Below are 13789 nucleotides of genomic sequence, written 5' to 3'. Positions count from 1 at the left end.
CAATGGACGCGGCCGGTATAGAGGAAATGTTTCAGGGGCTCGGCCCCGTGACGATCAAGCGTATGTTCGGCGGCAAGGGCATCTATCACCTCGGCCGTATCGTCGCGGTCGAAGTTGGCGGCGAGGTGTTGCTCAAGGCCGACGACAAGAGCTCGCCGGAGTTTGCCGCAGCAGGCTCCAGCCAATGGTTCTATGAGGGCAAGAAGGGCAATCCTTTGAAAATGCCTTACTGGTCGATCCCGGACGCGGCTTATGACGATCCGGATGAAATGGCTAGATGGGTGCGGCTTGCCTATGAGGCGGCGCTTAGAGCCGAATGATCAGCGGAAGTCTTCGTTGTCGAGATAACCGATTGCGGCCTTGGCAAAGTCGGAAAGTGGTGTCGGCAGTTCTGATCGCGTGAACCAGCCGAAATCCGAGAGTTTTTCCGGTTCCGTCAACTGCGCATCGCCGCTGACTTCTCTAGCTATATAGAGAAACGAGACCCAATGCTGCGCATCGGCGCCTGAAATCACTTCCGCATGACCGAGAAGTTCGGTTCGAGCAATCGTCAATCCGGTTTCTTCCTCGGCTTCCCGGCGCGCGGCTTCGGCTATTGGCTCCATATGATCGACTTTGCCGCCGACGATGCTCCAATGACCGGCCTCAGGCACACGAATGCGCTTGTAAAGCAGGATCTTGCCGTCGCGCAAAATCACCAGGCCGACGCCGAGACCTGGAAAATGAATGCCAGGCTTGCCCATCGGACGATCAAACCTTGGCGTTTGCCGCGATCAGCATGAAGGCGGGAATGTCGTCGCCGAAGCCGACCGGCGTCGGGCCGTCGTCGTGGTCGCGATAGCGGCGGCGCTCGCGATTATCGTCGTTTGCCGGATAGGGCCGAGAGTTGCGCGCGTTGTTCTGCGGCTTGTTTTCTGCTTTGCGCTCGTGCTTCACGCTTTCGGCCTTTGCTGGTGCTGCTGCTTCGATGGCTTCGGCGGCATTATCATCGGCGCCGATATCAGTTTTATGACCCCGGCGCTCCTTGACGCGGCCACGGCCCTTGTCGCGATCCCGGCTACCTGCGCGGCGTGGGCGATCGTCTTCGCGGCCGGGTTCCGGAGGCGGAAGAGCGGAAAGATCGCCATTCAGCCACTCGACCTTCTCGCCGATCAGCTTTTGGATCGCGTCGGCATGTTTCTGGTCACGGCCTGTGACAATGGTGAAGGCAGCGCCGGAACGGCCTGCACGGCCGGTGCGGCCGATGCGGTGCACGTAATCCTCGGCATGAATCGGAACATCGAAGTTGAAGACGTGGCTGACATCCGGAATGTCGAGGCCGCGGGCGGCGACGTCGGAGGCGACGAGCAGTTGCAGCTGTCCATCACGGAAGCTTTGAAGCATGTTGGTGCGCGAGCGCTGGTCCATGTCGCCGTGGAGCGCGCCGACGGAAAAGCCATGGCGTTCGAGGGAGCGGAAGAGGTCGGCCACGTCCTTCTTGCGGTTGCAGAAGATGATGGCGTTCTTCAGGTCTTCCTGCGCGCGGACCAGATCGCGCAGGGCGGCGCGCTTCTCATAGTCCTTGCCGTGCGAAGCAACGAAACGCTGCGTGATGTTCTTGGCGGCGGAGGCCGGCTTTGCGACTTCGATTCGCTCCGGATTTTGCAGGAACCGGTCGGCGAGCTTCTGGATTTCCGGCGGCATGGTCGCCGAGAAGAACAGTGTCTGACGCGTGAAGGGGATGAGCTTGGCAATACGCTCGATATCGGGGATGAAGCCCATGTCGAGCATTCGGTCGGCTTCGTCGATGACGAAGATTTCGACGGCGCTCATCAAAAGCTTGCCGCGCTCGAAATGGTCCAGCAGGCGGCCGGGCGTGCAGATGAGAACGTCTGCACCGCGCTCGAGCTTGCGGTCCTGGTCTTCGAAGGAAACGCCGCCGATCAGCAGCGCGACGTTCAAGCGGTGGTTCTTACCGTATTTTTCGAAGTTCTCCGCGACTTGCGCGGCGAGTTCGCGCGTCGGTTCGAGGATGAGCGTTCGTGGCATGCGGGCGCGGGCGCGGCCCTTTTCCAGCAGCGACAACATCGGCAATACGAAGGATGCCGTCTTGCCCGTTCCTGTCTGCGCGATCCCGCAAATGTCACGGCGCTGCAGGGCGAACGGGATTGCTCCTGCCTGAATAGGAGTGGGGATCGTGTAGCCGGCGTCGGTAACGGCGGAAAGCACTTTTTGGCTCAGGCCAAGGTCAGCAAATGTCGTCAAGGGGAAAACTATTTCCGTTCAGGTTCGGCCATACTCTGGTTGAGTCGGCGGGATTGCATGCCGCAATGCAGCGCGACATAGTCCCAAACGGCTTGCAAGTCAAGGAATACGGGCTCTGCAGCCGTCGAACAGGTAAAACTGTGGTTACTGCAATTGGTTATTTGATATAAGTCGCGAGTTTCAAGCCTGCGTTCAAGAAATACACCGGATCGACCGCGCGGCCGTTCTGGCGTACCTCGTAATGCAAATGGGTGCCCGTCGAGCGGCCGGTGCTTCCGGCAAGACCGATCACATCCGAGCGGCCAACCGTGTCGCCGGCCTTCACCAGAATCTGCGACATGTGGCCGTAACGGGTAGAAATGCCGTTACCGTGATCGATCTCGACCATGTTGCCGTAGCCGCCCGTCCAGCCGGCATTGACGACCTTGCCGGGGGCTGTCGGGCGGATCTTTTCGCCCGCAGCAAAGCGAAAGTCGACGCCGGAATGAAGGGCGAGACGTCCGAGGAAAGGATCGCGCCGATTGCCGAAGGGACTGGTGATTTCCTTGCCGATGGCCGGATTGCGGAACGGCAGGGATTCCGCCGTACTGCGAACGGCTTCGAGCCGGGTCAGGGCGGTATCGAGCTGCGCGAGGGAATTGTTGAAGTTGTCGCCGTTTTCCGGCTCGACATAGGGACCGCCGACAGCGCTGTCATCATCATCGGGCTTGACGGCTGCCTGCTCCGGTACGGCAATCCTGAAGCGGGTCAGGACTTTCTCGATATTGCTGGCGGCATCGCCCGCATCCACGGTCAGCTGCTCAACGCGGGCGCGCTGCTCTTCCTCGACGCCTTTCAGTGAAAGCGTGACCTTCGAGAACAGGCGGTCGGCACGATCGCCGACGGTTTCGGGTGTGGGGACGTAGGCGAGCGTGGAATTGTCGGGCGTTGCGTCGGCGGGTTCGTCCGTGCCTGCCAGGAGCTTGTCGATCGCCCGGGCACCGGCTGAAAGCGATGCACGCTTGTCCTTTGCTTCGGGCACGAGGGATTGAGCCGGTATCATCTCATCCTTCCTCGTCAGGCCGGAATTTTCCGCACGGTCGAGGAGGGAGCCAAACTTGCCGTGGCGCGAGGTCAGCGCCATCTGCTGCTGCATAAGCTTGTCCACCTTGTCTTCCACCAGCTGCTGGTCGAGCAGCTGACGCGAGGTGACCCGATCGACCTGCGCACGAAGGGCCGCAATGCGATCTTCATAATCATGCTGCATGCGGGCTTGGCGCGCCATGGTGGCGCCGATCAGGTCGTCGCGAAGGACGAGGTAGGAGGTTGCAAGCAGATAGCCGATCACGAAAACGGCGGAAAAACAGAAGCCGAGGGCTGCCATCCACGGCTTTATCGTTACGTGCCGGACCTTGTCGCCACTGGCGAGAATGAGGATATGTTCCTGCGAACGCTTGCCGAATACGCGATTATGCTGTGCATGCGTCACGGAGAATCTCCCAATTGATGCGCCCGTGCTTCGATCAGGAATGATTACACACTGTTATGGTTAACAAATACCTTAGCGGGCATATTAATGCACGCATAGGTTTATAGATTGCTGGTCGATGTCAATGAGCGATAGAAAGAAGGCGTGAGGCCGGCTTCGGCGCGCGCCAGGTCGTTGAATGGCGGTTTTAGCGGACCGCGGAAGTTTGCACGCACCAGCTCCTTGAAGGTCTGGGCCGGGTCGCGGCGCTCGCGGGCGCAGAGAAAGCGGAACCATTTGGCGCCGATTGCCACATGCCCCTTTTCGTCATTGTAGATAACATCGAGGACGGCCGCACTTTCGAGATCGCCGGTTTCACGCATCTTCGCCTGCAGCGAGGGCGTGACATCCAAGCCGCGGGCCTCGAGAATCAGGGGAACGACGGCAAGCCGCGCCGTCAGATCGTTTCTGGTCGCGTGCGCCGCCTGCCAAAGGCCGTCATGCGCGGGCATATCGCCGTAATCGGCGCCAAGATCGCGCAGCCGCCCGCGCACCAAGCGGAAGTGCTTCGCCTCCTCGAAGGCAACCTGCATCCATCCGTCGAAGAAAGAATTGGGGACCGCTTCGGTGGCAAACCGCGCAACGATATCGAGCGCCAGGTCAACGGCGTTGAGCTCGATATGGGCGATCGCGTGAAGAAGCGCGATGCGGCCGTTGATGGTGTGCAGCGAGCGCCTCTCGACCTGCGTCGGGGGTACCAGTGTCGGCTTTTCGGGGCGGCCCGGCCTATCCGGCAGCGACGCATCGCGCGGCGAACGTAGGGAAACCCTCCGTTCGAACCAGCGGGTCGCAGCTTCCTGCGCCAGAGCTGTCTTGCGATCGAGATCGGCGGAACGGATGGCCTCGATCGCGCCACCGCGCAGCGATGTCATCGAAAGCGTGCTCACGCAGTAAGGTTCCTGAGGGCCTTCAAAACGTCTTCGGCATGGCCGGGTACCTTGACCTTCTGCCAGATCATCGCGACGGTACCATCGGTGCGGATCAGAAAGGTCGTGCGCTCGACACCCATGAAATTGCGGCCATACATGCTCTTTTCCTTCCAGACGCCATAGGCCTGCAGCGTCGTTTTCTCCTCGTCCGAGGCGAGCGCAACGGAAAGGCTGTACTTCTTGATGAAGCGTTCGTGGCATTTGACCGAATCAGGGGACATCCCGACGACCGCCGCTCCCGCGGCATCGAATTCGTCGGCCAGAGCGGTAAAGGCCAGCGATTCCGCGGTGCAGCCGGTCGTATCGTCCTTCGGATAGAAGAACAGAACCAGCGATTTTCCGCGGAAATCGGCAAGCGATACCCGCCCGCCGCCGTCGCGGGGAAGGTTGAAATCCGGCGCCGTGGCGCCGATGCCGAGAACCGCCATATGTGGAAACCTTTCTTTTGCCGGGTTTATGGATGACACTATGTTCCGCGGATATATATTGAAGCTCAAATCGTCCCGCCAGACCGGGCGGCCACATTCTAACTCGGGGTTATCCAAAGCGCATGTCGGTGATCCGCGGCGAAAAGATTACGTTTCGCAAAAAAGACATCGTCGCGCTGCATGAGCTTCCCTCCGCACAGGCCGAAGACCCCATCATCGTGCATTGCCCGCCGCCGCGGCGTTCACGCATGCGACGTGCGGCCAATGTGACGGCTGGTTGCTTTGCCGCCGTTCTCATTGTTCTGGCGGCGATCATTTTCACTATCGAAAGCGGAATGTTCGACGCGACGCTGTCGCGCCAGGCGCAGACGGCGTTGAATTCGGCGATAGGTCCCCGCTACCGGGCAGAGGTGGGGTCGACCGTCATCCGTTTCACCTCCGGTGCACAGCTCGCGCTTGAAGCCCGTAACGTCAATATGGTCGATCAGGAAAGCGGGCAGCATCTGTCGACGACTGGCGCGATGCGCATGGCGCTCGATCCGTTTGCGCTTTTTCGCGGCCGGGTGGCCGTGACGGCGATTGAAGCCGACGATATTGCGCTCGACACGGCCCTTCTGCCGTCCGGCAGCCCGCTGAACTTAAGCAAGCTTCGCATCGACGCAATTCCGCAGGCGATGGAAGCTGCGTTTTCTCATCTCGATATCCTGGACGATTTTGTTGAGCGCGGGGGTACGGATACCGTGCGTCTCTCCGGCATCGACATCAAGCTCGCCGATACCGCGAATGGTCCGCTTTCGATCGTGGTCGACAATCTGGTCTTTGCGCATGCGGGGCCATCTTCGCTGCATTTGACGGGCGAGGTGGCGATCAACGGCGAAGTGGCGATGCTGGACGTGCTTGCTGAAAAGAGCGCCGGGAAAGCGTCGCGGTTCATGGCAAAACTCACCCATGCCGATCTGACGCCATTTACCTTGAAGAGGAACGGGCTCGGGGAAATTCGGCAGGGCGTGAACAGTTTTGCGGACGTTGCCGTTTCCGCCGTGCGGGGTGCGGGCGATGTTGCGCCGTCCCTGGCCGCGAGGGCGGATCTTGCGCCCGGGTCGATCTATGTCGACGGGGACGAGCAGCAGCTTTCCGGCGGCCGCATCAATCTCGGCTATGACTTTACGAAGCAGACGCTTGAGATCGCAAGATCGCAAGCGCAGTTCGGCAACACCGCCGTCCCGTTCAACGGCGCAATCATCGACCTCGACAAGCTCGATCCGGCCGTCGGCAAGGGTTTTGGCATCGATCTCCTGATCAGCGGCGGCACGGCTGCGCCGGTGGGGTCGGGCGAACAGCCGCTCCCATTCGATATCCAGACGACCGGCCGCTATCTCGTCGCCTCGCGGGAACTGCAGTTCGCGGGCATGACAGTTTCTAGTCCTCTGGGGCAGCTGTTCGGATCGCTTCATGTCAAATTCGGCGACAAATCGCCGGAAATCAGCTTCGTCGGACAATCGCAGCAGCTTCAGACGGCTGCGATCAAGCAGCTCTGGCCCTTTTGGATGGCGCCCAGGGCGCGCGAATGGGTTCTGGGAAATCTCTTCGGCGGCACGGTCACGAATGCGTCGATCTCCGTATTCATTCCGTCCGGGAAATTGGACGAGGCCGTCGGCAAGGGGCTGAGACTCGGCGATGAGCAAATCCGTATCAATTTCGATATCGCGAATGCGCGCATGAACGTGGCAGGCGATATTCCGCCGATCCGCGATACGTCCGCCCATTTCGATCTGACCGGCCAGAGGGCGACGATTTCGATCAAGAGTGGCACGTCATATTTTGCGTCGGGCCGTTCCGTCAGCCTCGGAGAGGGTCAGTTCGTACTGCCCTCGACTTACCAGAAGCCACTGATGGCGGAAATGAAGCTCGCGATTTCCGGCGATGCCGATGCGGTGGGCGAACTCCTGACCTACAAGCCGGTCCAGGTCCTGCAGCGCGCCGGCCTCGTGCCTGGCGACCTGAAGGGCAAGATCACCGCCGACGTCGAGGCGCGGCTTGGCCTTCTGAGATCGCAGGATCCTCCGCCGCCCGAATGGAAGGCGACCATGCAGCTCAGCGGCGTCGATGTCGGCAAGCCGGTGTCGGGCCGGATGATTACCAGTCTCAACGGCGCGCTCGACGCCGATCCGCAGCAAGTGGCGCTCGACGCCGAGGGGCAGATCGACGGCGTGCCCGCCGAGATCGAGCTTGTCGAGCCGACCGACAAATCGTCCGGCGTCAAGCCGCAGCGCATCATCACGGCGACGCTGAACAACGCTCAGCGCGCAAAGGTGCTTCCTGGCCTATCCGGGATCATCGACGGCAGCCTGACGATGCAGCTGACCAAAATCGATGAGGAACGCCAGAATGTTCAGATCGATCTCGACAAGGCGTCGTTGCAGCTTCCCTGGATCGGCTGGGCGAAGGGAAGCGGGATCGGCGCAACGGCGGAATTCGAAGTATCGGGACCGCCCGAGAAAACGCAGATCAGGAGTTTCCGTCTGAAGGGCGACGGCTTTGGCGCCAGCGGCTCGTTTGCCCTCAGCAAGGGCGACCTCGAGTCTGCCGATTTCGACAGCGTGAGACTTTCGTCCCTTGATGACTTTGCGATATCGATCCGGCGCAACAGGGGCAATTTCGACGTTTCGGTATCTGGGAACACTGCCGATGCGCGTCCGATCCTTGCACGACTGAAGAACGGACAGGGCGACAGCGACGGGGATGGTGGTGGCAGTGCCAGCGTCTCTGTTCGTGCGAATCTCAACAGCGTCGTTGGCTTCAACGATGAAAAGATCGGCAATTTCGAGGCCAGGTACGTATCGAGCGGCGGCCGGCTGCAGGCGCTGAACTTTTCCGGCATCACCGGCAGCGGCGAGGCGGTCGTCAGCCAGACAAGGGAAAGCCGTGCCTTGAATATCACGAGCGGCGATGCCGGTGCCGTCTCGCGCTTCGCCGATCTCTATCAGCATATGCAGGGCGGGCTGCTCAACATGTCGATCAGGCTCGGCAACGGCGGCAATTGGGATGGCTCGGTCGATATACGCCGCTTCGCCATCGTCAACGAACAGCGCCTGCACTCGATCGTTTCAACGCCGGTCGGTGAGAACCAGCGCAGCCTCAATTCCGCCGTCAAACGCAATATCGACACTTCCGCGCAGCGCTTCCAGCGCGGCTTCGCGCGCGTCGTGTCCCGCGGCGGCGTGGTCGGTATCGAAAACGGCGTGGTGCGCGGCGATCAGATCGGGGCCACGTTCCAGGGCGTGATCCGCGATCAGCGCGGCAACATGGATATGACCGGCACCTTCATGCCGGCCTATGGCTTGAACCGGCTGTTTGCCGAACTGCCGGTCATTGGCATCATTCTCGGGAACGGTTCGGATCGCGGCCTGATCGGCATCACGTTCAAGCTGACCGGCAAGTTCGACCATCCGGCCATGCAGATCAATCCGCTGTCGATCATTGCGCCGGGCGTTTTCCGCAACATCTTCGAGTTCCAATAAAAAAGCCGGCGCGAAGGCCGGCTTCCTTGGATTTCGATACCGTGTGGCTCAGGCCGCGCGGCGGATCAGGATGTGCTTCTTCTTGCCGAGCGACAGCTTGATGACGCCATCGGCGGTGATTTCACCGCTGCCGATCAGCCTACGCTCGTCGCTGACCGCTTGGTCGTTGATGCGCACGGCTCCGCCCTGAACGTGACGGCGGGCTTCGCCGTTGGAGTGAGCAAGGCCGGCGCGGACCATCAGCGAAAGCAGGCCGATACCGGCGTCGAGTTCGGATGCAGGAACATCGACGGAGGGGAGGTTCTCGGCGATCCCGCCTTCTTCGAAGGTTTTGCGAGCCGTTTCCGCGGCCTCTTCGGCAACGGTGCGGCCATGCAGGATCGCCGTTACTTCGGTTGCGAGTATCTTCTTTACCTCGTTGATTTCCGAGCCACCGAGCGCAGACAAGCGTGCGATCTCGTCCATGGGCAAGGTGGTGTAAAGCTTGAGGAAGCGCGGGATGTCCGCATCTTCGGTATTGCGCCAGTATTGCCAGAAGTCATAGGCCGAGAACATATCGGCGTTCAGCCAGACGGCACCGGTCGCCGACTTGCCCATCTTGGCGCCGGAAGATGTCGTCAGAAGCGGTGAGGTCAGGGCATAGAGCTGTGTAGTCCCCATGCGGTGACCGAGGTCGATGCCGTTGATGATGTTGCCCCACTGGTCGGAACCGCCCATCTGCAGCTGGCAGCCGTAGCGCTTTGCCAGTTCGACGAAATCGTAGGCCTGCAGGATCATGTAGTTGAATTCGAGGAACGAGAGCGACTGTTCGCGATCGAGACGCGTCTTCACGCTGTCGAAGGCCAGCATGCGATTGACCGAGAAGTGGCGACCGACATCGCGCAGGAAATCGAGGTAGTTGATCGAACGCAGCCATTCGGCGTTGTTGATCATCAAGGCGTCCTTCGGACCCTCACCGTAGGTCAGGTAATTCGAGAAGACACGCTTGATCGAGGCGATGTTGCTTTCGATCGTTTCGACGGTCATCAACTGGCGTGCTTCCTCCTTGAAGGACGGATCGCCTACCATGCCGGTGCCGCCGCCCATCAGTGAAATCGCGCCGTGGCCGGTTTTCTGCAGCCAGTGCAGCATCATGATCTGGATCAGCGAGCCTGCATGCAGGCTCGGCGCCGTGGGATCGAAGCCGATATAGGCCGTCACGGTTTCCTTGGCGAACAGATCGTCGAGGCCTGCTTCATCGGAGATCTGATGAATGAAGCCGCGCTCTTTCAGGATGCGCAGGAAATCGGATTTGAACTCGGACATGACTTCGTCTCTTCGGGGGTGTCGGATTGATACTTGTTGAACTGCCGCGGCGCGTTTAGCACTGTTTTGCCGAAAGTGCACTATTCCGTTCGGAATGTTTTGGAGGATGGATGGGTAAAATAAGAACCGCAATCGGCCTGATGAGCGGAACGTCGATGGACGGGATCGATGTCGCCCTGGTTCGTACGGACGGTGAAGCCAGCGTGGAACGCGGGCCGTTTCTGGGTGTGCCTTACGATCCGGCCTTTCGCGACAGGCTGAAGCTTTCGCTTGAAGGCGCAAAATCCATACTCAGGCGCAAGGAACGCCCCGGCGAACTTGCAACAATCGAGCGAGAGCTCACGCTGCGTCATGCATCTGCCGTTACGGAGTTTCTCGATCGTTGCGGTCTGGATCGAAGCTCGATCGATGTCGTCGGATTCCACGGCCAGACCGTGCTGCACCGGCCGGAGGAGGCGCTGACCGTCCAGCTTGGCGACGGGCCGTTGCTTGCGAGCGAGACCGGCATCCCGATCGTCTACGACATGCGGGCGAACGACATGGTGCATGGCGGGCAGGGTGCGCCGCTCGTGCCGGCCTATCATGCGGCGCTTTCTGGGACTCTTCGAGACGCAAAGCTGCCGGTCTGCTTCGTCAATATCGGCGGCATCTCGAACCTCACCTATATCGGCGCCGACGGCTCGATCGTCGCCTATGACAGCGGGCCGGGAAATACCTTGATCGACCAATGGGTCGAGACAAATGCCGGAGTTCCGTTCGACCAGGGCGGTATGATTGCTTCGGAAGGCAAGATCGTCGCCGAACTGGCCGAGCTGTATCTGGAAAGCCCGTTCTTTACTGCGGGGAAACGCCGTTCGCTCGATCGCAATGACTTTCTACCGCCGAGCGGAGCGGACGCCGAGCTCGCGGACGGTGCGAGGACGCTCGCCTATGTGGCTGCCGCCTCGATCATCAAATCGGCCGGTCACCTTCCGGTGATGCCGACGCTCTACATTGTCTGCGGCGGCGGACGGCTGAACCGCACGATCATGCGCGATCTTGCTGATCTCGCTGCCCGCCAGAATGCCGACGTGATCTCCGCCGAGGTTGCGGGCTTCAACGGCGATGCCATGGAAGCTGAAGCCTGGGCCTATCTAGCAGTCCGGTCGCTGGAGGGACTGCCGCTGACTTTTCCGGGCACGACCGGCGTCAGGGAACCAGTCAGCGGCGGCATTCTTGCGAGGCCATGATGGTGGGAACGCTTATTCTCGAAACGTCGCGGCTGCGGCTGGTGATGTGGGACGCAAGCGATGCGGGACTCGTCCGCACGCTGCATTCGACGATCGGCACAACGCGTTATATGTCCGGCGGCGCGCCTTGGAGCATCGAGAAGTGCGAGGAGCGGCTTGCCAGCTGGTTCAAAGAGAATGCGCAGGACGGTACGACAAAGTACAAGCTCCTGAGCAGAGATGACGGCCGCTTCATCGGCCGCGCTGGCATTTCGATGCATGACCGCGACGAGAACGAATTCGAACTCGGTTACGCGCTTTGCGAGGAAGAATGGGGAAAGGGCTATGCGACGGAAGTGGCCAGTGCGCTTGCGATGTGGTTCTTCGACAAGGGCTTCGCTACGCGTTTCATCGCTTTCACGCATCCGGAAAACTTCGCCTCGCAGCATGTACTGAAGAAGATCGGAATGCGGCCGGTCGCGCCGCGGCTGATCGACGGCTTTGTGGCGCCGACATTCGAGCTCGGCGCCACCGACATTTGATTGTCAGCGAATACGCTTCGCTGCCGGTTCCGGCACCAGTTCGCCGTTCAGGCGGCGGTCGAGATAGTCCTCGCATTCCGCCATCAGTGTTTCGACCTGGCCGTTGAAGAAGTGATTGGCATTCGGCACGGTACGGTGAGTGATGAGGATGCCCTTCTGCGTCTTCAGCTTTTCGACCAGACCGTTGACATCCTTTTCCGGCGCGACCTTGTCGGCGTCGCCGTTGATGATCAGGCCGGAAGACGGGCAGGGCGCCAGGAACGAGAAGTCGTAGGTGTTCGGTTGCGGCGCAATCGACATGAAGCCTTCGATTTCCGGGCGGCGCATCAGCAGCTGCATGCCGATCCAGGCGCCGAAGGAATAGCCAGCGACCCAACAGGTCTTCGAATCGGGATGCAGGCTCTGCACCCAATCGAGCGCGGAAGCGGCATCCGAAAGCTCGCCGGCGCCGTGGTCGAATTCGCCCTGGCTGCGGCCGATTCCGCGGAAGTTGAAGCGCAATGTCGTGAACCCGCGCTTCTGGAACATGTAGAAGAGCTGGTAGACGATCTGGTTGTTCATCGTGCCGCCGAACTGCGGGTGCGGGTGCAGGATAAGGGCGATCGGCGCGCTTTTTTCCTTGGAGGGCTGGTAGCGGCCTTCAAGACGGCCGGCTGGGCCGTTGAAAATGACTTCGGGCATCGGTACTCCGGGTTTTTATTTTCGCGTTCCTGCTGCTTAGACTTGACGAACGTTGTCAGCTTTTCTAAAACGCAGTTTAGAACAATTCGAAACTTGCATGCGATCCACGCATCGTGGACGTGTCATAAGGCAAGCCCGGCGGAAATTTCAAGGAAAATGAACCGTGGCAGCCTAGCAGGATCAAGCGCAGGACAAAAGAGCATGGCGCCGCCCCGCCTTTATCTTGATTGGAACGCGACATCGCCGCTGCATCCCGCAGCGCGCGAGGCGGTTCTAAGCGCGCTTGCTCTGTTTGGAAATCCGAACTCTGTTCACGGCGAAGGCCGCGCCGTACGCGCTGCGATCGAGGGTGCGCGCCGCCAGATTGCGGCGCTGACCGCGGCTGAACCGGCAAATGTGATTTTTACCAGCGGCGCGACGGAAGCGGCCAATATGGTGCTGACGCCGGATTTCCGCATGGGGCGCACGCCGCTTGCGATCGACCATCTCTACTATTCGGCGGTCGAGCATCCGGCCGTGCGAGAAGGCGGGCGCTTTCCTGCTGAGAAGACGACCGAGATTCCAGTTACGTCCGCAGGTGTCGTGGATCTGGCAGCGCTGGAGAGATTGCTTGCGGGCCACGACAAGGCCCCGGGCTTGCCGATGGTGGCGATCATGCTCGTCAACAACGAGACGGGTATCGTCCAGCCGGTCCGCGAAGCCGCCAAGATCGTACAGACGTATGGCGGACTTCTCGTAGTGGATGCGGTGCAGGCAGCAGGACGCCTGAAGCTCGACATCAACGAGCTCGGTGCCGATTTTTTGATCGTGTCCTCACACAAGCTCGGCGGGCCGAAAGGCGCCGGCGCGCTTGTTTCGCGCGGTGAAGTTCTGATGCCGAGGCCGCTGATCCGCGGTGGTGGCCAGGAAAAAGGTCACCGTTCGGGGACTGAAAATTCCGCCGCCATCATTGGCTTCGGTGCCTCCGCAGCCGCGGCACTTGCCGAATTCGACGAGCGCAATAGCAGATTTGAAAGGCTTCGCGACCGTCTTGAGGCCGGAATGCGGCGCGCAGCGCCCGGTTTACTGATTTATGGCGCGGACGGGCCGCGGGTATCGAATACGAGCTTCTTCACGCTTCCGGGCCTCAAGGCCGAGACCGGCCAGATCGCCTTCGATCTCGAAGGCGTTGCGCTTTCGGCGGGCTCCGCCTGCTCGTCCGGCAAGGTCGGCGAAAGCCATGTTCTTGTGGCCATGGGCGGCGACCCGAAAATGGGCGCGCTGCGCATCTCGCTCGGTTTTGCGACGACGGAAGAGGAAATCGACAGGGCGGTCGCCGCCTTTGCGAAGATAGCCGGGCGGTGCAGGCCGGCCGGAGAGGCCGCCTGACGGCCTCATTAAATTGCGGAAACACAAATTTCCGCTTGCCAATCGGGCTGAAAAGC

General features: G+C 60.6%; 12 protein-coding genes. 5 read left to right on the top strand and 7 right to left on the bottom strand.

The features are described from left to right. Window positions 1-2: 2 nt before the first annotated feature. Window positions 3-320 (top strand): TfoX/Sxy family protein, encoded by a 318-nt coding sequence (locus ISN39_RS08730; RefSeq protein WP_194729782.1) that lies wholly within the window; start codon window positions 3-5, stop codon window positions 318-320. Here the strand turns inward: ISN39_RS08730 and ISN39_RS08725 are convergent, their stop codons facing one another. The 5 genes from ISN39_RS08725 to ISN39_RS08705 all read right to left on the bottom strand — a co-directional run bounded on the left by ISN39_RS08725 (window position 321) and on the right by ISN39_RS08705 (window position 5108). Beyond that, window positions 321-743, bottom strand: a complete 423-nt coding sequence (locus ISN39_RS08725) for an NUDIX domain-containing protein (protein ID WP_074068301.1) — start codon at window positions 741-743, stop codon at window positions 321-323. 7 nt (window positions 744-750) lie between these two features. After that, window positions 751-2244, bottom strand: coding sequence for a DEAD/DEAH box helicase (locus ISN39_RS08720; protein WP_194729781.1), 1494 nt, complete (start codon window positions 2242-2244; stop codon window positions 751-753). Window positions 2245-2401: 157 nt separating this feature from the next. Continuing rightward, the gene (locus tag ISN39_RS08715; RefSeq protein ID WP_194729780.1) at window positions 2402-3712 is read right to left on the bottom strand and encodes a M23 family metallopeptidase; all 1311 of its coding nucleotides are present in this window, start codon (window positions 3710-3712) and stop codon (window positions 2402-2404) included. Between the two features lie 101 nt (window positions 3713-3813). Next, window positions 3814-4623 (bottom strand): ferritin-like domain-containing protein, encoded by an 810-nt coding sequence (locus ISN39_RS08710; RefSeq protein ID WP_194730133.1) that lies wholly within the window; start codon window positions 4621-4623, stop codon window positions 3814-3816. Window positions 4624-4634: 11 nt separating this feature from the next. Beyond that, the gene (locus tag ISN39_RS08705) at window positions 4635-5108 is read right to left on the bottom strand and encodes a peroxiredoxin (RefSeq protein ID WP_074068294.1); all 474 of its coding nucleotides are present in this window, start codon (window positions 5106-5108) and stop codon (window positions 4635-4637) included. A 122-nt stretch (window positions 5109-5230) separates the two neighbouring features. Between ISN39_RS08705 and ISN39_RS08700 the strand changes: the two genes are divergently transcribed. Then, window positions 5231-8629 (top strand): AsmA-like C-terminal domain-containing protein, encoded by a 3399-nt coding sequence (locus tag ISN39_RS08700; RefSeq protein WP_194729779.1) that lies wholly within the window; start codon window positions 5231-5233, stop codon window positions 8627-8629. A 48-nt stretch (window positions 8630-8677) separates the two neighbouring features. On the opposite strand, the gene tyrS is transcribed toward ISN39_RS08700, so the two are convergent. Beyond that, window positions 8678-9934 (bottom strand): tyrosine--tRNA ligase, encoded by a 1257-nt coding sequence (gene tyrS / locus ISN39_RS08695; protein WP_194729778.1) that lies wholly within the window; start codon window positions 9932-9934, stop codon window positions 8678-8680. 110 nt (window positions 9935-10044) lie between these two features. Here tyrS and ISN39_RS08690 point away from each other — a divergent pair, with 110 nt between their 5' ends. Both ISN39_RS08690 and ISN39_RS08685 read left to right on the top strand, forming a co-directional pair. Further along, entirely contained in the window at window positions 10045-11163 is a 1119-nt protein-coding gene (locus ISN39_RS08690; protein WP_194729777.1) for an anhydro-N-acetylmuramic acid kinase, read from the top strand. Then, on the top strand, window positions 11163-11684 hold the full coding sequence (locus ISN39_RS08685; RefSeq protein ID WP_074068286.1) for a GNAT family N-acetyltransferase: 522 nt from the start codon (window positions 11163-11165) through the stop codon (window positions 11682-11684). Before ISN39_RS08690 ends, ISN39_RS08685 begins: the two co-directional genes overlap by 1 nt. A gap of 3 nt (window positions 11685-11687) precedes the next feature. Here the strand turns inward: ISN39_RS08685 and ISN39_RS08680 are convergent, their stop codons facing one another. Next, window positions 11688-12365 carry an alpha/beta hydrolase gene (locus ISN39_RS08680; RefSeq protein ID WP_074068284.1) on the bottom strand — a complete coding sequence of 226 codons (678 nt, stop codon included), beginning with the start codon at window positions 12363-12365 and terminating at the stop codon, window positions 11688-11690. Between the two features lie 201 nt (window positions 12366-12566). Here ISN39_RS08680 and ISN39_RS08675 point away from each other — a divergent pair, with 201 nt between their 5' ends. Further along, complete coding sequence (locus ISN39_RS08675; protein WP_194729776.1) at window positions 12567-13733, top strand: cysteine desulfurase family protein; 1167 nt, start codon at window positions 12567-12569, stop codon at window positions 13731-13733. The last annotated feature ends 56 nt before the right edge of the window (window positions 13734-13789 follow it).

Origin of the sequence: Rhizobium sp. 007 (assembly GCF_015353075.1) — a bacterium.
Lineage (GTDB): Bacteria > Pseudomonadota > Alphaproteobacteria > Rhizobiales > Rhizobiaceae > Rhizobium.
The sequence above is the reverse complement of the archived record's forward strand: the minus strand, read 5'-3'. Positions and strand labels throughout refer to the sequence as shown.